The organism is Lutibacter sp. A64 (assembly GCF_022429565.1).
Classification (GTDB): domain Bacteria; phylum Bacteroidota; class Bacteroidia; order Flavobacteriales; family Flavobacteriaceae; genus Lutibacter.
In genome coordinates this window covers 507,695-528,379 of the sequence record NZ_CP092487.1, presented here as the reverse complement: position 1 = coordinate 528,379, position 20,685 = coordinate 507,695, and the positions used below count along the sequence as shown (strand labels likewise).

Here is a 20,685-nt window from a genome sequence, read left to right as displayed (position 1 = left end):
ATATGGAATTAGTTTATAAAACACTGCTACACACCATCATGATAACTGGATTTGTTTTTGTTATGATGCTGGTTATAGAATATATAAATGTACAATCAAAAGGTTTATGGCAAAAATTCCTTGCAAAAAACAAATGGAGTCAATACTTAATTGCAGGTCTTTTAGGCGCAATTCCTGGTTGCCTTGGTGCATTTACAATGGTTGCTATGTATTCACATAGGCTGGTTTCTTTTGGAGCTTTAGTTACAACAATGATTGCAACAAGTGGAGATGAATCTTTTGTTATGTTTGCATTAATTCCTAAAAAAGCCATTTTACTAACCTTAATTATTTTTGTAGTTGGAGTATTAGCAGGTTATATTACAGATAAACTTTATAAACCAACCAAAGCACTTGAACAAATTTCAACACATAAGCTTTCTTTACACAACGAACCCGATTGCAAATGTTTTGAAAAAGATAAAATTTGGTTCAATTTATTTCATCCATCTTTTCACCGAATTATAACAAGCATTATAATTTTAATACTCATAACAGGTGTTTCAACCGGAATAATAGCTGGTGGTTTAGAAATTTGGATGAAAATTTCAGTACTACTGGCATTTCTATTTTCGTTATTTATTGTAATTACTGTACCTAATCATTTTCTTAAAAAGCATATTTGGGCACATATTGTAAAAAAACATCTTCCACGAATTTTCTTGTGGGTATTTGGAACACTTTTATTAATGCATTTTTTAATGAATTATATAGATGTACAAGCTTGGATAACATCTAATATGTATGTGGTATTAATTATTGCAATTTTAGTTGGTTTAATTCCAGAATCTGGACCTCATCTAATATTTGTTACTCTTTTTGCTCAAGGTAGTATTCCTTTTAGTATTTTATTAGCTAGTTCAATATCACAAGATGGACATGGAATGCTTCCTATGCTTGCGGAATCTAGAAGAACATTTTTATCTGTAAAAATTGTAAATATAATTTATGCTTTTATTGTAGGAGCATCAACTTTTTTATTAGGATTTTAATCTAAAAAAAACCATTCTCAACTGATGAGAATGGTTTTAAAATTTACTCTTAATTAATTCTATTTTACCAAAGAACCTTCCATCACAGCTTTCACTACTTCTGGGTTTAATAAGGTTGAAATATCTCCTAAATTTGAAGTTTCATTTTCAGCAATTTTACGTAAAATTCTACGCATAATTTTTCCTGATCGAGTTTTAGGCAATCCAGAAACAAATTGAATTTTATCTAATTTGGCGATTGGCCCAATAGAACGAGCAATTAAATCGTTAATTTCACGACGTAAGAAATCTTCATTTTCAGGAAGTTCATATACAATAACATAAGCATATAATGCATTTCCTTTAATGTCATGAGGGAAACCAACTACTGCTGATTCTACAATATTACTATGCTCATTAATCACGTTTTCAATTGGTGCAGTTCCTAAGTTATGACCAGAAACAATTACAACATCATCTACTCTACCCGTAATTCTGTAATTTCCTTCTAAATCTCTAAAGGCTCCATCTCCTGTAAAATATTTATCTTTAAAAGCTGTAAAATACGTTTCTTTATAGCGTTTATGATCTCCATAAATAGTACGCGCAATTGATGGCCAAGGATATTTTATACAGAGTCTACCTTCAGCAGGGTTTGTATTTACTTCCTCACCTAATTCATCAACCAAACAAGGTTGAATTCCTGGTAATGGACGTGTAGCAAAAGTTGGTTTTGTTGGTGTTACTCCAGCCAAAGGAGAAATCATAATTCCACCTGTTTCAGTTTGCCACCAAGTATCTACAATTGGAGATTTTTGTTTTCCAATTTTCTCATCGTACCAGTGCCAAGCCTCTTCATTAATTGGCTCTCCAACAGTACCTAATACTTTTATAGAACTTAAATCGTTACGCTCAGTTAACTCATTTCCTTGAGCAGCCAATGCTCTAATTGCAGTTGGAGCTGTATAGAATTGATTCACTTTGTATTTTTCAACAATTTGCCAAAAACGACTGTAATCTGGGTATGAAGGAACTCCTTCAAACATTAAGGTTGTTGCTCCGGCAGCTAGAGGTCCATAAACAATGTATGAATGTCCTGTAATCCAACCAATATCTGCAGTACAGAAATAAACATCACCTTGCGTATATTGGAAAACATTTTTAAAACTATATGCTGTATGAATCATATAACCAGCACAAGTATGCACCATTCCTTTTGGCTTACCTGTTGATCCTGAGGTATATAAAATAAATAACATATCTTCGGCGTCCATCACTTCAGCTTCACAAACAGCATCTACTTTTGCAATTTCATCATGCCACCAAATATCACGACCTTCTTGCATATTTATATCACCGTTTACTCTATTCAATACAATTGCAGTTTCAATAGTTGGACAAGTTTCTAATGCTTCATCAACTATTTTTTTGAAGTCAACCGCTTTACTTCCTCTAAACACACCATCAGAAGTTAGCAATACTTTACATTCTGAATCATTAATTCTTGTTGAAAGTGCTACTGCTGAAAATCCGGCAAAAACAACTGAATGCACTGCTCCAATTCTAGCACAAGCCAACAATGCTATTGCTAATTCAGGAACCATAGGCATATACACACAAACTCTGTCTCCTTTTTTTACACCGTTATTTTTTAATACGTTTGAAAATTTACAAACTTCGGCATGTAATTCTCTATAAGTGAAACTTCTATTCGCTTCATCTGGATTATTTGGTTCCCAAAGAATGGCTATATCATCCCCTCTTTTTGGTAAATGACGGTCTAAACAGTTTTCAGTAATATTTAATTTAGCTCCTTTAAACCATTCAAATTTTGGTTTTTCCCAATCAAACTCCACCACTTTATCCCATTTTTTATGCCATGTAAAAGTTTCTGCAATTTGTGCCCAGAAACCTTCAGGATCATTCACACTATGTTGATACGATTTGTAATATTTTATGAATGAATCAACTTTTAAATCGGCTAAAGTTTGTTTTTCTTCTTCCGTTGCATGTTCGTAAATTCCAATTTTATGTAATTTGAACTCGTGTGTAATTTCATTTACAATTTCAGGATCATCTATTGTTGAAGGAATTGTATATTCAACACCATCGGCAATATTTCTTAATAATTTTCGAAGAATTTTTCCTGAACGTGTTTTAGGTAATCGTTGAACAAGTAATACTTTTTTTAATGAAGCAACCGGTCCAATTTGACTTCTAACTTCTTTAACAATATTATATTCTAATTCAAAACTAGAAACATAATCACCCGATTTTAACACAACTAACGCCAAAGGAACTTGTCCTTTTAATTGATCTTCAATTCCGAAAACTGCACATTCAGCAACCGATGGATTTGAAGAAACTACTTCTTCCATTTCAGCCGTTGACAATCTATGACCCGCAACATTTATTACATCATCTACACGACCTGTAATAAACACATAATCATCTTCATCCTTGTAACCACCATCACCTGAGAAATAATAACCCGGAAACTTTTTTAAATAACCATCAATAAAACGATCTGTATTTCCCCAAATATTTGTTAACGTTCCAGGAGGCATTGGCAACTTTACAGCAACCAATCCTTCTTCATTTGCGCCTAACTCTTTTCCGTCCGCACTTAAAATTTGAATATTATATCCACCAACTGGTTTAGCTGCTGAACCTGGTTTTACTGGTAATGGTTCTATTCCCATCATATTTGATACCATTGGCCAACCTGATTCTGTTTGCCACCAATGGTCAATAACTGGAATTTCTAATTTTTCTTCTAACCACTGTAATGTTGCAGCGTCACAACGTTCACCTGCTAAAAATTGATATTTCAAACAACTTAAATCGTACATTTTCATCAATTCTCCATCTGGATCTTCCTTTTTAATTGCACGAATTGCCGTTGGAGCAGTGAACATCACTTTTACATTATTTTCACTAATGATTCTCCAAAAAGTACTAGCATCAGGTGTTCTAATAGGTTTTCCTTCAAAAACGATTGTTGTATTTCTATTCAATAAAGGCGCATAAACGATATAACTGTGCCCTACAACCCAACCAACATCTGAAGCTGCCCAAAAAACATCTCCTTCTTCAACACCATAAATATTTTTCATTGAATATTTTAAAGCTGTTGCATAACCACCAGTATCTCGAATAATTCCTTTTGGTTTCCCGGTAGTTCCTGAGGTGTATAAAATATATAAAGGATCGGTAGAATTCATTTCTACACAAGCCACGGGTTTCGATTTTTTAACTAACTTTTTATAACTAATATAACGATCTGTTTTAGGATTTACAGCACCCAAATTACGTTTATAAACAATTACTTTTGTTGGTTTATGTTTTGCTAATTGAATAGCTTCATCAACCATAGGTTTATACGCAATTAATCGGTCAACTTCCATTCCAGAAGTAGCTGTAATAATAGCTTTTGGTTTACAATCATCTATTCTAATCGCTAATTCGTGTGGTGCAAAACCACCAAAAACTACTGAATGTATTGCACCAATACGCGCACAAGCTAACATACTAAAAACCGCATGCGGAATCATTGGCATATAAATAATTACAGTATCTCCTTTTTGAACACCTAAATCACGTAATCCACCAGCCAAACGCTCCACTTGTGATTTTACATCATTATAAGAATAAGATACTTTTTGTTGTGTTACAGGAGATTCGTAAATAATAGCTTCTTGTTCTCCAAAACCATCTTCAACGTGTTTGTCTACCGCTAAATAACACATATTTAATTTTCCATCGACAAACCAACGATCAATTCCAAATTCATCTTTTGATAAGATTGTCTCCGGATTTTTAAACCATTTTAATTCATTAGCTTGTTCTTTCCAAAATTTTTGAGGATCTTCAATACTGTAATTGTAATGCTTTTGATAATTCATTTTTTATTTATTTATTTGGTTTTTATTCTGAATTTCTTCAGAGATTAGTAGTTATATTAATAATATGTTTTTTATTAAAAAAGGGCTTCAAATATATTTTTAGCTAATTAATTTAAAGCCTAATTCTACTTCATATTTTTTAAAGAATATTTCTAAATAATGCTAATAAGATTGAAATTTAATAATTTTATACATTTATCGGTACATATTCCACATAAATATACTTATTTACCATAAAAAATCAAATTTCAAGTTTAAAATGCTTTCATTTTTATAATCAAAAACCACTAAAACTTGTCATTTTATAAAACGACTTCAAATTTTAAAGCGAATTACATTTAACAATTTCTTAATAATTAAAGCATAAATTACAGATTTAATTATTTTCAACGTTTAAATTCTTTTATTATAATAATTACAACGTTTTCGAACTTATCAAATAAACTACAACAATTTTTCACTATTTTTGTAGACATTCTATAATAATAATATTCTATATGATAAAACAAGGACTATACTTACCAGAATTTGAGCATGAAAACTGTGGAGCTGGTTTTATATGCAACTTAAAAGGACAAAAAACAAACCAAATTATACATGATGCTCTAGAGATTTTAGTAAAATTAGAACATCGTGGAGGGGTTAGTTCAGATGGAAAAACAGGTGATGGAGCTGGGCTATTAATAGATATTCCGCATACATTTTTTCAAAGAGTTTGTGAATTTGAATTACCTGAGCAAAGAGAATATGCTGTTGGAATGGTATTTTTTCCAAAAAATAAAAATCAATACCGCTTTTGTAAAGAAGAATTTGAAAAAGAAATTAAAAATCAAGGATTAAATATATTAGGTTGGAGAAAAGTTCCTGTAGATTCTACACAACTTGGTGAAATTGCTTTAAATTCTGAACCAACTATTGAACAAATATTTATAAGTAAAGATCCCGATTTAAAAGAACTTAATTTTAAAGCAAAATTATACGCGGCACGTAAAATTACAGAACATACCATTGCTGGTTCAAAAATGTCTGAAGCTTCCTATTTTTACGTATCTAGTTTATCAAATACTACCTTAATATATAAAGGTATAATTATGCCAGAAGATATTGGCCCATATTATACAGATTTACAACAACCAGATTTAGTAACTAGACTTGCACTTGTACATCAACGTTTTTCAACAAATACAATGCCTTCTTGGGAACTAGCCCAACCATTTAGATATATGTGTCAAAATGGTGAAATAAACACCTTGCGTGGTAACGTTAGTAGAATGCGTATACGTGAAGAAATTATGAAAAGTGAACTTTTTGGTGATGATATAGAAAAATTATTCCCTATAATTTTACCTGGAAAATCCGATTCAGCTTCTATGGATATGGTTGTTGAGCTTTTAACTTTAAGCGGACGATCTTTACCTGAAGTTATGATGATGTTAATGCCTGAAGCTTGGGAAAAACACCAAACAATGTCTAAAGAACGTAAAGCTTTTTACGAATACAATGCTTGCCTAATGGAACCTTGGGATGGCCCCGCTTCTGTACCTTTTACAGATGGTGACTATATTGGCGCATTATTAGATAGAAATGGATTAAGACCTTCTAGGTATACCGTAACAAAAAGCGGTAAATTAATAATGTCTTCAGAAATTGGTGTTGTAGATATCGCCCCTGAAGATATTGAAAAACATGGTAGACTAGAACCTGGTAAAATGTTTTTAGTAGACATGAATGAAGGTAGAATTATTAATGATGAAGAAATAAAATCTAGAATTACTTCTGAAAGACCTTATAAAAAATGGTTAGATGAAACAAGAGTTTTTTTAAAAGACGTTCCTAATAATAATGAAGAATGCCCTATTGAAACCTTAGATATTAATACACGCTCTAGGTTATACAATTATACTCTTGAAGATATACAAGAAGTTATTACACCTATGGCTCAAAATGGTAAAGAAGCCTTAGGTTCTATGGGTATTGACACTCCTTTAGCTGTTTTATCAGACAGGCCTCAACTTATATCTAATTATTTTAAACAATTATTTGCACAGGTAACCAACCCTCCATTAGACGGAATTCGTGAAGAAATTGTAACAGATATTAGCCTTGCCTTAGGAAAAGATAGAAACATTTTTAGCATCACTAAACGACAGTGTAAAAAACTAAGAATTCAAAACCCAGTTATTTCTAATAACGATTTAGAAAAAATTAGAAACATTAAAATTGGTGACTTTAAAGCAATAACAATTCAAATGCTTTACGTAAAAGAAAAAGGTGTAAATGGCTTAGAAGATGCTTTAGAAAATATAATTAAACAAGTTGCAGACGCCGTTAGAAATAGAAATAATATTATTATTTTATCTGATAGAGGTGCAAATAAAGAAATGGCTCCAATACCAGCTTTATTAGCTTGTTCTTATGTTAACCATCAAATGAATAGAATGCGTAAACGTTCTTATTTTGATATTATTATAGAATCTGCAGAACCACGCGAACCTCATCAATTTGCTACTTTATTTGGTTATGGAGCAAGTGCTATTAACCCTTATATGGTAAACGAAATTATCCGTAATCAGGTAAAAGAAGGATTTATTACTGGTATGGATGAACAAAAAGCCGTTGACAATTTTAATAAAGCAATTGGTAAAGGCTTGTTAAAAATTATGAATAAAATTGGAATCTCTACATTACATTCTTACAGAGGTTCACAAATATTCGAAATTGTTGGTTTTAACTCTAAATTTGTTGAAAAATATTTTCCTTTTACAACTTCTAGAATTGAAGGTGTAGGATTGTATGAAATTGAAAAAGAAATTTCAGCACGTTACAACTATGCATACCCTAAAACATTAATTAAAAATAGACTCGGTTTAAATATTGGAGGACATTACCGCTGGAGACGTGGTGGTGAAAAACATATGTTTAACCCAACAACTGTTGCTAAATTGCAACAAGCAGTTAGATTAAGCGATCAAAAAAGCTATAATGTATATGCTAAAACCGTAAACGAACAAGCTGAACGTTTAATGACTATTAGAGGTTTGTTCGAATTTAACAACTACGACCCAATTCCAATAGATGAAGTAGAACCTTGGACCGAAATTGTAAAACGTTTTAAAACCGGTGCAATGTCCTATGGGTCAATTTCTAGAGAAGCTCACGAAAATTTAGCCATTGCAATGAACAGAATTGGAGGAAAATCTAATTCTGGTGAAGGTGGTGAAGATAGAAAACGTTTCCAAAAAGATATTAATGGTGATAGCAGAAATTCTGCAATTAAACAAGTAGCATCAGGTCGTTTTGGAGTTACTTCGCATTATTTAACAAATGCTGAAGAAATTCAAATTAAAATGGCACAGGGAGCAAAACCAGGAGAAGGTGGTCAATTACCTGGTGAAAAAGTACTTCCTTGGATTGCTAAAGCCAGAAATTCAACTCCTTTTGTTGGTTTAATTTCACCACCACCACATCATGATATTTATTCAATTGAAGATTTAGCGCAATTAATTTTCGATTTAAAAAATGCTAATAGAGAAGCACGTATAAATGTAAAATTAGTTTCTGAAGTTGGAGTTGGTACAATTGCAGCTGGTGTAGCAAAAGCTAAAGCCGACGTTGTATTAATTGCTGGTTACGATGGTGGAACAGGTGCATCTCCCCTAACATCATTAAAACACACCGGTTTACCTTGGGAGCTTGGTTTAGCAGAAGCACAACAAACCTTAGTAATGAATAATTTACGTTCTAGAATTGTTGTTGAATGTGATGGACAATTAAAAACTGGACGCGATGTTGCAATTGCAGCATTATTAGGAGCTGAAGAATTTGGTTTTGCAACCGCTCCTTTAGTAGCTTCAGGTTGTATTATGATGCGTAAATGTCATCTTAACACTTGCCCTGTAGGTATTGCAACTCAAGACAAAGAATTGCGTAAAAACTTTAAAGGAACACCAGAACATGTTATTAATTTTTTCTATTATGTTGCTGAAGAATTAAGAGGCATTATGGCTCAGTTAGGTTTTAGAACCATGGATGAAATGATTGGTAAAACTCAAAAAATTAATGCAAATAAAGCCATACAACACTACAAAGCAAAAGGCTTAGATTTAACATCTATACTACATAGACCTGAAGGCTATAGTAAAATGCCTTTAAAAAATACTGAAAAACAAGATCACGAATTAACAAACGTGTTAGATTTTACACTTCTAAAAGATTCTCACAGAGCCATCTATAGAAAAGAAAAAACCACACTTAGTTACCCTATTTGTAATATGAACCGATCTACTGGTGCTATTGTAAGTAACGAAATTTCTAAAATTTATGGTCATTTAGGCTTACCAGAAGATACTTTAAATATAAACTTTACAGGATCTGCCGGACAAAGTTTTGGTGCTTTTGGAGCTCCAGGTTTAACATTTACTATTGAAGGTAATACCAATGATTATTTAGGAAAAGGATTATCTGGAGCTAAACTAATTATTAAAAAACCTGAAAAAGCAGACTTTATAGCTGAAGAAAATATTATAGTTGGAAATGTTTGCCTATTTGGAGCCGTAAAAGGTGAAGCTTATATAAACGGAATTGCCGGTGAACGTTTTGCTGTTAGAAACTCAGGAGCCACAACTGTTGTAGAAGGTGTTGGTGATCACGGCTGTGAATATATGACCGGAGGAAAAGTTGTTGTTCTTGGTAAAACTGGAAGAAACTTTGCTGCTGGTATGAGTGGTGGTATTGCTTATGTTTACGATCCAAATGATAAATTCACTAAAGGATTGTGTAATACCGAAACAATAGAATTTGAAGCTATTGAAAAAGAAGATGCTGCTGAATTAAAAGCATTAATTGAAAAACATGTACACTACACTAATAGTGGTTTAGGTAAAAAATTATTAAAAGACTGGGCAAAAACTTTAAACAACTTTGTTAAAGTAATGCCTATAGAATACAAACGCGCTTTAAAGCGTTTAGAGACTGAAGAAGAAATGTTTGAAGAATTAACAGCATAAAAATATGGGAAAAATAACAGGATTTAAAGAATTCGAAAGAAAAGACGAAAAATATAAGCCAGTTAAAGAACGTGTAACTCATTATAATGAATTTACACAACCATTAAGTAAGGCTGAAATCACTAAACAAGGATCAAGATGTATGGATTGTGGAATTCCATTTTGCCACAGTGGATGTCCGCTTGGTAATTTAATTCCCGATTTCAACCATATGGTACATCAAGGCGAATGGAAAAAAGCTTCTTGGATACTACATTCAACCAACAATTTTCCAGAATTCACAGGGAGACTATGCCCTGCGCCTTGCGAGCAAGCATGTGTACTTGGTATTATAGACGATCCAATTTCAATAGAAAATATTGAAAAAAACATTGTTGAAAGAGCTTTTAAAGAAGGCTGGATAGTTCCGCAAACACCTAGCACAAGAACTGGTAAAAAAATAGCTATTGTGGGCTCTGGACCATCTGGTTTAGCTGCTGCCCAACAATTAAATAGAGCTGGACATACTGTAACTGTTTTTGAAAGAGATGACAAAGTTGGTGGTTTATTACGCTACGGTATTCCAAATTTTAAATTAGAAAAAGGAATTATAGACCGAAGAATTGCCATTCTTGAAAAAGAAGGTATAGAATTTAAAACCAATGTACATGTTGGTGTAAATTACGATGTAAAAGACTTAAAAAAGTTTGATGCAATAGTTTTATGTGGTGGAGCAACACAAAAAAGAGGTTTACCAATTAAAGGTGGAGATCATAAAGATGTTGTACAAGCTATGGATTTTTTAACACAACAAACAAAAGTTGTTTTTGGTGAAAAAATTAAAGATCAAGTACTTGCTACCGATAAAAATGTAATTGTAATTGGTGGTGGAGATACCGGCTCTGATTGTGTTGGAACTTCAAACCGACAAGGCGCTAAATCGGTTACTAACTTTGAGATTATGCCTAAACCACCAGGAGAAAGAAGCCCATCAACACCTTGGCCTTATTGGCCTTTAAAGCTAAAAACATCTTCCTCACATGAAGAAGGTTGTGATAGAAACTGGCTAATTAACACTAAAGAATTTATTGTTGACGAAAAAGGCGAACTAACAGCTTTAAAAACTATAAATGTAGAATGGAAAATGGTTCCTGGTCAACGTCCAGAATTAATTGAAATTGAAGGCACTGAAAAAACATGGCCTTGTGAATTAGTCTTACTTTCTCTTGGATTTACCGGACCAGAAGCAACATTAAGCGACCAACTTGGAATTAAAACAGATTTTAGAAGTAACTATAAAGCTTCAAATGTAGATTACCGCACAAATATACCTAAAGTATTTACTGCTGGAGATATGCGTAGAGGTCAAAGCTTAATAGTTTGGGCAATATCTGAAGGAAGAGAAGCTGCAAGAAAAGTTGATGAATATTTAATGGGTTATAGTAATTTACCTACAAAAGGAGATGGAGATTTACCTGCTATGTAATAATTAACTTTAACTAAAAATTGTATTTAAAAGATGCTGTCTAAAATTTAGACAGCATCTTTTTTTTATAACTTTTTTAAAATTCATTCCTTTTATTTTTATACAAGCAACTATTAAAAAAATATAAAAAAATCATAATTAACTGATTTTAATCATACTATAAAACTTAAAACTAATATAATTTAGATGTTGTAAATTTTATAATTAACCCAATCAAATTAAAAAACAATATGAAAAATTTATTATTCTTAATAATTATTAGCTCTCTTGCTTTTTCTTGTAAATCTGATAAAAAATCTGAAGTTCAAAATAAAGAAGAAACTATTGAAATTCTAAATACACCAAAAATAACCTTAGGTGAATTTGACACAAAAGCAGGTGAATTTATAGGCAAAAAAATTGAAGTTACTGGCATTGTTGACCATGTTTGTAAACACGGTGGAAAAAAAATACTTTTAGTAACAGATGATGGTGATGCACATGTAGTTGCCGATGAAAGATTTGACGAAGCCTTAATGGGAGATGAAATTAAAGTGGTTGGAATTGTTCTTGAAGAAAGAATAGATGAAGCATACCTTCTAAAAATGGAAAAAGACAATATTAAAAGTCACTCTGAAGGAGCATCTAGTGAAGAGCAGTTTAATAACAAACAGAAACACCTTCAACAGTATAGAGATAAAATGAAAAAAGAAGGAATTAATCATATTTCAAATTACTCTTTACAATATGTTTCTCACACAAATGTAGCTACAGAATAAATATTTTCAAATGAAACAACTGCGAAAATGGAGTAGAATTCTTCATAGAGATATTGGTTATTTTTTTATTGGAACAACCTTAATATATGGCTTATCTGGTATAGCATTAAACCATATGAGTGATTGGAATCCTAATTATTCTGTTGAAATTAAAAATTTTGAAACACCTATTAATTTAGAAAAAACACCTACAATTAAAGAGAATATTTTTAAATTATTAGATGAAGTTGATAATCGTAAGAATTACAAAAAGCATTATTATAAAAATAAAAACCAATTAAAAATATTTTTAAAAGGCGGATCTTCTATTATGGTAAATATTAAGAACGGAAAAGGATATGCTGAGTACTTAAAAAAAAGGCCCGTTTTTTATGAAGTAAATTATCTTCATTACAACCCAAATAGAATTTGGACTTGGTTTTCTGACCTTTATGCCGCTGCATTAATTCTATTTGCAGTAACATCATTTTTTATGGTAAAAGGTAAAAAAGGAATTACTGGAAGAGGTGGAATTTATGCCGCTTTAGGTATTTTAATACCTTTACTTTTCTTATTCTTTTATATATAACACATTATAAAATATAAAAAAATTAGTCTGCACTTAATGAATTTTTTAAGTGCAGACTAAACACACATTTACAAAATAATATTCTACAAAAAACTAATCACGTATGTGACCATCTCCATAAACATAATATTTATTAGTAACTAATTCATTAAGACCTAGAGGACCTCTATGATGTAATTTATCTGTACTAATTGCAAGTTCTGCTCCTACTCCCATTTGACCTCCATCAGTAAACCTTGTTGAAGCATTTTGATATACAGCGGCACAATCTACTTGTTCCATAAAAAATGAAGAAGTTTCGTTATTAGTAGTCATAATTGTTGCAGAATGTCCACCAGAATATTTATTAATTTTTTCAATAGCTTCTTTTGTAGAATCCACAATTCCTATACAGCATTTCATTGCTAAAAACTCTTCACTCCACATAGATTCTTCAGTAATAAGAGACTCTTCATTTAAAACATTTTTAGCAGCTGAATCTACCCAAATCGATACTCCGCTTTCTTTTAAAATATCCTTTAATTCTGTGATCTTTTGATGATAATCTTCAATATTGGCATTAATCAATATTTTATCAACAGCATTACAGGCCGATATCTTACTAGTTTTAGCATTAAGAATTACAGCAATACTTTTTTCCCAGTCCGCTTGTTCATCTACATATACAAAATTATTACCCCTACCACTAACCAACACAGCACATTTAGCATGTTCTTTTACAAAAGCAATTAATTTTTCACCTCCACGAGGAACAATTAAATCTAAAGACTCTGTCGGATTTTTTAAAAATTGTTGCGTCTCATTTCTATCTAGAGTTAACAACTGAATATATGCCGTACTCAATCCGTTTTTTTTTAAAGATTTATGCCAAAAATCTACAAGTATCTTGTTACTAAACACAGCTTCTTTTCCTCCTTTAAGTAAAATTTTATTATTTGCTTTAAAGGCCAATACTGCTGCTTCAACAGTTACATCTGGTCTAGATTCATAAATAATCATAATAGTTCCAAAAGGTGCTGTTTTATTTACAACCTGCAACCCACTTTTTAAAGTTTTATTGGTAATTATTTTATTTATAGGATCTTCTTGCGAGTGAACCTGAGAAATAGCAGTAATCATACCATCAATTTTTTCATCATTTATTAATAAACGATCGTACATTGCTTGGTCATCTTTATTAAATGCTTCTAAATCTTTTTTATTAGCTTGAAGCAATTCTACCCTATTTTTATCTAGGATTTGCTCCATACTTTTTAATACTTTATTTTTTATTTCTGTAGTTAATATTTTCATTATAATTCTATTTTATTACAAGGACACTTTTGTCCCAACATTTTTACCATCTATAATATCTATAATGGTATTTTTCTTTTTTCCATTAGCTATAAAGGTAGGAATACTATGTGATGCTGTTTCTTGCGCATAGGTTAACTTAGATCCCATTCCTCCTCTACCTTCTCCTTCTGATTTACCGCTATCTTTAATATATTTATCAAGATTATCATCTGGATCTACATTTTTAATAAGATTACTACTATCAGCATCTGGGTGCCCAGTATACAATCCATCAATATCTGTAAGAATAATTAATCTATCTGCATTTATTAATTGAGCAAGCAAACTTGCAAGCTCATCATTATCGGAAAACATAGACATTGTAATTGATACGGCATCATCTTCATTTGCAATAGGAATTACGCCTTCAGAAAGTAAACCTTGACAACATTTTATCATATTTTCACGATGAATTCCTGGACTAAAATCTCGTTTAGTAGGAAGTACTTGAGCACATTTCATTCCGTACTCTTGAAAAATTGTATAATACAGTCGCATCATTCTAGGCTGTCCAATAGATGAATACACTTGCCTTTTTTGTGTTTTATCTTCTATGCTTGATTCTCCTAAAACTTCCTTTCCTGCAATTACAGAGCCCGATGAAACTAAAAGCGTAATTATACCTCGTTCATAAAGTTCGGCAATTTGTTTAACTAAGTTTCTTAAAACTGTTCTTACAATTCTATTATCTTTATTGGTCATTACATTAGTACCAACCTTAATAACAATTATTTCTTTATACATATTAACCTAATTTTCCCAATTCAACAGCACGAGCAAATGCCGCAAATGCCGCTTCTTTAATTAATTCATTTACATTATTATCGTCCATAGAATCTAATGCTGCTTGTGTTGTACCTCCTTTTGAAGCTACTCTTTGCATCCAAGAATTTGGAGAAAGGTTAGACTGATTAAAAAGTTCTATTGCCCCTGTAAAAGTTTGACTTACCAATAATTTAGAATCGTTTTTTGAAAAGCCCATTTGCAATGCTGCTTCCATCATACTTTGCATAAAATAAAACACATAAGCAGGTCCACTTCCAGAAATACCTGTTGATGCATCAATTAAATTTTCAGAACTAACCAAAATAGACTTTCCTGTTGTACTTAACAGACTTTCTACCGTTAACAATTCTATTCTAGAAACATTAGAAGATGCCACGTAAGAAGTTAAGCCCAACCCAACACTTGCTGGTAAATTTGGCATTGCACGCACTACTTTTGTTATTCCAGAAAGATTCTGAATAACATCTATGGTGATACCCGCCATAATAGAAATTATGATTTGATCAGAAGAAACCAAAGGTTGAATTGTTTTAAATAATTCTTCCGCATGATACGGTTTAACGGCTACAAAAATTATATCTGCATTTGGAATACAGTCTTCTAAATTATTATAAGCATCAAAATGTGAAATTTGACGAATCTCATCTAATTTTTCATCAGACTTATCAATTACCATTATATTTTTTTTCTTTAGGAGTTTAGATTTAGACATTCCTTCTGCATAAGTTAACCCCATATTTCCTGCTCCAATTACTAGTACTTTCATTCTTTTTTATTCTATAAATTATTTAATTAAAATTAATTGAAGTTTAGATTCATACAATCTATAACTCAATCTTTTCTCTTTTAGTTTTTCTTAAATTGAAGTAACTTTTAACTTTAAAAACTATAAAATACTTAGTTACTTTATTGCTTAATTTTATTTATTCTTTCATTTTTATTATTGTATTAACATCTATATTTTTTAATGTTATAATTCATAAATTCAACACCTGTAAAACCTTAGTACTTAATAATTGATTTTTAACTTTACACATTTCTAAAAACAACACACGTAACTATCTAAACAAAAACTTTAATAAGTTTTTATTTTAGGCCAATTTTGTTGTTTTTTTGGTTGTAAATATTTGCTAAATAATAGTAGTCAAACCTTTAATTAAGAACAAAGGATGAGGTAATCTATAATTTAACGCTACGTAGCTATAGTTGTAGTTGTTTTAGAATTTTCGCAACTTAATAAAATTGAATTTAGCGAAAATGAAGTTTTATTATTTGTACACACAATACTCTTTTCTGAATTCTTTTCAATATACATATACTTGTTCTAGTGAAACTATAGTTAAAACCTTTATTTTTAAAGGAACTTTTGCAAATATACAAAAAAATAGTTCTTATAGAAACTATTTTTAAATATCAACATAAACACACATCCATAAAAACCTGAAAATAAGCCTTTATACACTAGGTTAAATTAAAAATATGATGAAACAATAACTAATCTGATTGACTAGTTATTTCCTTTATAGTAAGCAATGGAGCTGCATCTAAATCTTCAACATCCATTATCGTAGTCAACAACTCTATATTTCTATCTAGCTCTTCTATCTGTGCTGTACTCAGTTTTAACAAGCGCTTAGATAGTTTTTCTTGAAGTGTTGAAGGTGAATTATTTAGTAAATCTGCGCCTTTGGCTGTTAAAACAATATATATTGCTCTTTTATCGCTTGAACTCATAGTTTTAGCCAAGAGCCCTTTTCCTTCTAACCTAGAAATAATTCCCGAAACTGTACTTGCATTTAAATTTATATACGCTTTAATATCTTTAGCAAAAGCTCTATAATCTTTTTGATCTGATAAATATTTAAGCACTAAAAGTTGTGGAATACTTATCCCAAATTCTTTTTCAATTTTTTTACTCTCAAGATTTATAGAACGAATAATTCTTCTGAGTTTTACAAGAATTTCAATATACTTCAATATAAATAATTTTAATAAATAGCAAATTAAGACTTATTTAGAAATATAGAAGATACTATTTCTAAATAAGTTAAAACAACTACTCTATATTTGAATTGATAGATATTATTTATTTAATAACATAAAATCTGCTAATACCATTGCAGCCAAAGCCTCAACAATAGGCACAGCTCTAGGAACCACACAAGGATCGTGACGTCCTTTCCCCATCATTTCAACAATATTTCCATCTTTATCTATGGTTTGTTGTTTTTGCATAATAGTTGCAACAGGTTTAAAAGCTACACGAAAATAAATATCCATCCCATTACTAATTCCTCCTTGAATCCCTCCAGAAAGATTGGTTTTAGTAGAACCATCTTTATTAAAAAGATCATTATGCTCACTTCCTGTCATCTTTGCACCGCAGAATCCACTTCCATACTCAAAACCTTTAACTGCATTAATAGAAAGCATTGCTTTACCTAATTGCGCGTGTAACTTATCAAAAATTGGTTCACCTAAACCAACTGGCACATTTTGAATAACACAAGTTACAGTACCTCCAATAGTATCACCTTGTTTTCTAATTTGATCTATTTTAGAAATCATTTTTTCGGCAACTTCTTCATCAGGACAACGTACAATATTTGTTTCTGTTTTGCTAAAATCTAACGCTTGATATGGTTTCTCTAAAAACAAATCTCCAACGGAAGAAGTGTATGCGTTTATTTTTATTGAAGGAATAGTTTGTTTTGCTACCGCACCACCAACTACCCAATTGGCAGTTTCTCTTGCAGAAGTTCTACCTCCACCACGATAATCACGATTTCCATACTTTTTATCGTACGTATAATCGGCATGAGAAGGACGATAAGAATCTTTTATATGCGAATAATCATTCGATCTTTGATGAACGTTTTTAATAACAAAACCAATAGAAGCACCCGTTGTTTTCCCTTCAAAAATACCTGATAAAAATTGAACTTCATCTGGTTCTTTACGCTGAGTTACAATTTTAGATTGCCCAGGTTTTCTTCTATCCATTTCTTTTTGAATAGCCTCAAAATCAAGTTCTATACCTGCTGGACAACCATCAATTACACCACCAATAGCTTCACCATGAGATTCTCCAAAAGTGGTAATTGTAAATATTTTTCCTAATGAATTAGACATACATATAATATTAGTCGGCAAATTTAAAAAAGAATTTTAGAGAAGACTAATTTAGTGATTGAAATAAATTTAAAAAAACATAATTTTATTACCATAATAACAATTAAAAACTTTTTGACAAGGGTACCTTTTTTTCACAAAACACTTACCAGAGTACATTTTCTGACTATTATATTAATTACATCTACAATAAAACCAATATTTCTATTCTTAGAACCTATCTAATTAACTGAATTTCAAACACACTTAAAAATTAAATAAAAATATTCAAAAAAAATCTAAAAAAAATTTGAGAGAACCAAAAAAGGTTTCTATATTTGCAACCGCTAAAGGAGAAATGGCAGAGTGGTCGAATGCGGCAGTCTTGAAAACTGTTGAGGGTCACACCTCCGGGGGTTCGAATCCCTCTTTCTCCGCTGAGAATTTATCAAATTCTAACAAAACCCTGTAAATCAAATGATTACAGGGTTTTTAATTTTCTAAAACATCAATTAAAACCATAAAATATTAAATAAAAGGTGCGGTATTCGGTGCGCATTATTTTTTATTAAATTACGCACCGAATTCACCTCAAAACACTACTAATCAAAATGTTGCAGTAAATTAATTAATTATTTTTTTGTATCTTTAAATATAATTTTAATACATACGCACCGATGCAAAATAGATTTTCAATATTATTTTACCCAAGAGGTAACGATACAAACAAAAATGGTAGAGCTCCTATTTACTTAAGAATTACAATTGATGGCAAGCGTAGTGAATTAAGTATTAAAAGAAAAGTCCTTTTAGAAAAATGGAATACAAAAGCTGGTAAAATACGAGGGACAACCTCAAATGCACGAGAACTAAATAGATATATGGATGGTATTAGAAATAGAGTTTATAGAATCCATGATAAGCTTAGTGAAAGTGAAAGCACAATTACTGCTGAAATAATCAAAAACATCTTTTTAGGAAAGGATCAGAAACATAAAATGTTACTGGAAATTTTTCAAAATCACAATGACCAAGTTGAAAAACTAATAGGCAACGGTTTTGCAGCTGGTACAGCAGAACGTTATAGAACAGCTAAAAAACATACAGAAGATTACATTAAATTAGAATACAATCTCGAAGATATCCCAGTTAAAGATGTTGACCACAAATTTATAACTGGTTTTGAATATTATCTAAAAACTGAACGGAATTGCGCTCACAATACTGCTATTAAATACATTACTAATTTTAAAAAAATCATACGTATTGCTTATGCAAATGACTGGATAAGAAAAGACCCCTTCTTTAATTGGAAATCTAGATTAAAAGTGGTTGATAGAGAATTTTTATCTGAAGGAGAAATTCAAAAAATGGTCGATAAACAATTACATACATTGCGACTTAATCATGTAAAGGATGTTTTTATTTTCTGCTGTTTTACTGGATTAGCATATTCTGATGTGAAAAAACTTTCAAAAGATAATATTGTCATAGGTATTGATGGTGAACGCTGGATAAAAATAAAAAGAACAAAAACAGATACTCGTAGTAATATTCCATTACTTCCTACAGCTCAGTCATTAATTGAAAAATATGCTGATCATCCTGATATCGAAAACGATAATAGACTTCTACCTGTACTCAGCAATCAAAAAATGAATGCCTATTTGAAAGAGATAGCTGATTTATGCGAAATCAATAAAAACTTAACGTTTCATTTAGCACGCCATACTTTTGCCACTACAGTTACACTTACAAATGGTGTACCTATTGAGTCAGTGAGTAAAATGCTTGGTCATAAATCTTTACGAACTACACAACATTATGCCAAAATTTTAGATAGAAAGGTTAGCGATGATATGAAGATTTTAAGAGATAAACTAAACTTTAATAGGAACTCAGATGATACAAATAAAGTGTTCGTTAACTAGTTTTTAGCTTCCAAAACCACTTTCCTATTCCCCTTCAACTCTTGCAATTCAATTTGTAATTTTTCATTATCTCCTAATACGAATTTTGGTAGCACATAAACAAACCTTAGGCTTTGTCCAATTCTAATGATATCAGGCATATTGTATTTGTAAACTGGTTTTTGTTGTAAACTTTGATAAGATGCTTTTCTTTTTTTGTTTCCATTGATTCTGTAAATATTCAAATAATCAATCTCAAAATCAATTTTAGATTTATTTTTAATTTCAATAAGCAAATACACCTCCGAAGCATTATAAGCTACTTTCTGCAATCGTAATTGTATTCCTTTTCTACGTTTGATTGCAATATGTTCCAGTTTTGAATTCAATAAATATTCACTAAACCTTTGGAAATATCTAATTCTGTTTTCCTTTTCATTTTTAGACTTTATTACTGTTTCTAATATTGGTTTTTGTTTAATTTTCTTAGGCTTTTCATTTCCAATACTTTCCTCTTCAGAAACAAAATAATTTAACTTTTTAAGTTCTTCATTATATTTTAAGATATAACTATATACTTGTCCATCATCTGTAATAGTTAACAAATTACTCTCAGTTCCTGGCGTTGCTTGTAGCAATCCAAAATATTGTTCTTTTTCCCTATTGTATGAAAAAACAAAATGATCAGCTCCAGTTATTCCTTGACGAATTGGATTTGGAAAAAATAGTGCTACATTCATTTGTTCGTTTGCATAAATGGTGTCTAGTGTTTGTTGTGCAGTTGTCAAAATTGACTGAATCAATATTAGTAATGTTAGATATGTTTTCATA

The 20,685-nt window shown here is 31.0% G+C and carries 13 protein-coding genes and 1 tRNA gene; 7 read left to right on the top strand and 7 right to left on the bottom strand.

The genetic code is table 11. The features are described from left to right. Positions 1-2 precede the first annotated feature (2 nt). Positions 3-1,031, top strand: a complete 1,029-nt coding sequence (locus tag MKD41_RS01915) for a putative manganese transporter (protein ID WP_240243764.1) — start codon at positions 3-5, stop codon at positions 1,029-1,031. A gap of 59 nt (positions 1,032-1,090) precedes the next feature. Here the strand turns inward: MKD41_RS01915 and acs are convergent, their stop codons facing one another. Next, positions 1,091-4,915, bottom strand: coding sequence for an acetate--CoA ligase (gene acs / locus MKD41_RS01910; protein WP_240243763.1), 3,825 nt, complete (start codon positions 4,913-4,915; stop codon positions 1,091-1,093). Positions 4,916-5,412: 497 nt separating this feature from the next. On the opposite strand from acs, the gene gltB reads away from it, so the two are divergent. The 4 genes from gltB to MKD41_RS01890 all read left to right on the top strand — a co-directional run bounded on the left by gltB (position 5,413) and on the right by MKD41_RS01890 (position 12,712). Further along, positions 5,413-9,921 carry a glutamate synthase large subunit gene (gltB, locus tag MKD41_RS01905; RefSeq protein ID WP_240243762.1) on the top strand — a complete coding sequence of 1,503 codons (4,509 nt, stop codon included), beginning with the start codon at positions 5,413-5,415 and terminating at the stop codon, positions 9,919-9,921. 4 nt (positions 9,922-9,925) lie between these two features. Further along, entirely contained in the window at positions 9,926-11,386 is a 1,461-nt protein-coding gene (locus MKD41_RS01900; protein WP_240243761.1) for a glutamate synthase subunit beta, read from the top strand. Between the two features lie 230 nt (positions 11,387-11,616). Continuing rightward, a complete protein-coding gene (locus MKD41_RS01895; RefSeq protein ID WP_240243760.1) occupies positions 11,617-12,144 on the top strand; it encodes a hypothetical protein in 528 nt (175 codons plus the stop codon). 10 nt (positions 12,145-12,154) lie between these two features. Next, positions 12,155-12,712, top strand: a complete 558-nt coding sequence (locus tag MKD41_RS01890) for a PepSY-associated TM helix domain-containing protein (RefSeq protein ID WP_240243759.1) — start codon at positions 12,155-12,157, stop codon at positions 12,710-12,712. Positions 12,713-12,805: 93 nt separating this feature from the next. On the opposite strand, the gene MKD41_RS01885 is transcribed toward MKD41_RS01890, so the two are convergent. The 5 genes from MKD41_RS01885 to aroC all read right to left on the bottom strand — a co-directional run bounded on the left by MKD41_RS01885 (position 12,806) and on the right by aroC (position 17,965). Next, on the bottom strand, positions 12,806-14,005 hold the full coding sequence (locus MKD41_RS01885; protein ID WP_240243758.1) for a glutamate-5-semialdehyde dehydrogenase: 1,200 nt from the start codon (positions 14,003-14,005) through the stop codon (positions 12,806-12,808). 15 nt (positions 14,006-14,020) lie between these two features. After that, the gene (proB, locus tag MKD41_RS01880) at positions 14,021-14,791 is read right to left on the bottom strand and encodes a glutamate 5-kinase (protein ID WP_240243757.1); all 771 of its coding nucleotides are present in this window, start codon (positions 14,789-14,791) and stop codon (positions 14,021-14,023) included. Position 14,792: 1 nt separating this feature from the next. Further along, positions 14,793-15,599, bottom strand: a complete 807-nt coding sequence (proC, locus tag MKD41_RS01875; protein ID WP_240243756.1) for a pyrroline-5-carboxylate reductase — start codon at positions 15,597-15,599, stop codon at positions 14,793-14,795. A gap of 728 nt (positions 15,600-16,327) precedes the next feature. Continuing rightward, positions 16,328-16,810 (bottom strand): MarR family winged helix-turn-helix transcriptional regulator, encoded by a 483-nt coding sequence (locus tag MKD41_RS01870; protein WP_240243755.1) that lies wholly within the window; start codon positions 16,808-16,810, stop codon positions 16,328-16,330. Between the two features lie 105 nt (positions 16,811-16,915). Next, positions 16,916-17,965 (bottom strand): chorismate synthase, encoded by a 1,050-nt coding sequence (aroC, locus tag MKD41_RS01865; protein ID WP_240243754.1) that lies wholly within the window; start codon positions 17,963-17,965, stop codon positions 16,916-16,918. A gap of 331 nt (positions 17,966-18,296) precedes the next feature. On the opposite strand from aroC, the gene MKD41_RS01860 reads away from it, so the two are divergent. Together MKD41_RS01860 and MKD41_RS01855 are read left to right on the top strand one after the other, a co-directional pair. Then, positions 18,297-18,381: transfer RNA gene (locus MKD41_RS01860), tRNA-Ser, on the top strand. A gap of 240 nt (positions 18,382-18,621) precedes the next feature. Next, the gene (locus tag MKD41_RS01855; protein ID WP_240243753.1) at positions 18,622-19,875 is read left to right on the top strand and encodes a site-specific integrase; all 1,254 of its coding nucleotides are present in this window, start codon (positions 18,622-18,624) and stop codon (positions 19,873-19,875) included. Here the strand turns inward: MKD41_RS01855 and MKD41_RS01850 are convergent. Next, entirely contained in the window at positions 19,872-20,684 is an 813-nt protein-coding gene (locus tag MKD41_RS01850) for a DUF4138 domain-containing protein (protein WP_240243752.1), read from the bottom strand. The genes MKD41_RS01855 and MKD41_RS01850 overlap by 4 nt on opposite strands. Between the last annotated feature and the right edge of the window lies 1 nt (position 20,685).

Coding starts and splice junctions, on each gene's coding strand:
- acs (WP_240243763.1), bottom strand. CDS start 4,915: ATGAATTATCAAAAGCATTACAATTACAGTATTGAAGATCCTCAAAAA.
- aroC (WP_240243754.1), bottom strand. CDS start 17,965: ATGTCTAATTCATTAGGAAAAATATTTACAATTACCACTTTTGGAGAA.
- MKD41_RS01900 (WP_240243761.1), top strand. CDS start 9,926: ATGGGAAAAATAACAGGATTTAAAGAATTCGAAAGAAAAGACGAAAAA.
- MKD41_RS01895 (WP_240243760.1), top strand. CDS start 11,617: ATGAAAAATTTATTATTCTTAATAATTATTAGCTCTCTTGCTTTTTCT.
- MKD41_RS01915 (WP_240243764.1), top strand. CDS start 3: ATGGAATTAGTTTATAAAACACTGCTACACACCATCATGATAACTGGA.
- MKD41_RS01855 (WP_240243753.1), top strand. CDS start 18,622: ATGCAAAATAGATTTTCAATATTATTTTACCCAAGAGGTAACGATACA.
- MKD41_RS01850 (WP_240243752.1), bottom strand. CDS start 20,684: ATGAAAACATATCTAACATTACTAATATTGATTCAGTCAATTTTGACA.
- MKD41_RS01885 (WP_240243758.1), bottom strand. CDS start 14,005: ATGAAAATATTAACTACAGAAATAAAAAATAAAGTATTAAAAAGTATG.
- gltB (WP_240243762.1), top strand. CDS start 5,413: ATGATAAAACAAGGACTATACTTACCAGAATTTGAGCATGAAAACTGT.
- proB (WP_240243757.1), bottom strand. CDS start 14,791: ATGTATAAAGAAATAATTGTTATTAAGGTTGGTACTAATGTAATGACC.
- proC (WP_240243756.1), bottom strand. CDS start 15,599: ATGAAAGTACTAGTAATTGGAGCAGGAAATATGGGGTTAACTTATGCA.
- MKD41_RS01890 (WP_240243759.1), top strand. CDS start 12,155: ATGAAACAACTGCGAAAATGGAGTAGAATTCTTCATAGAGATATTGGT.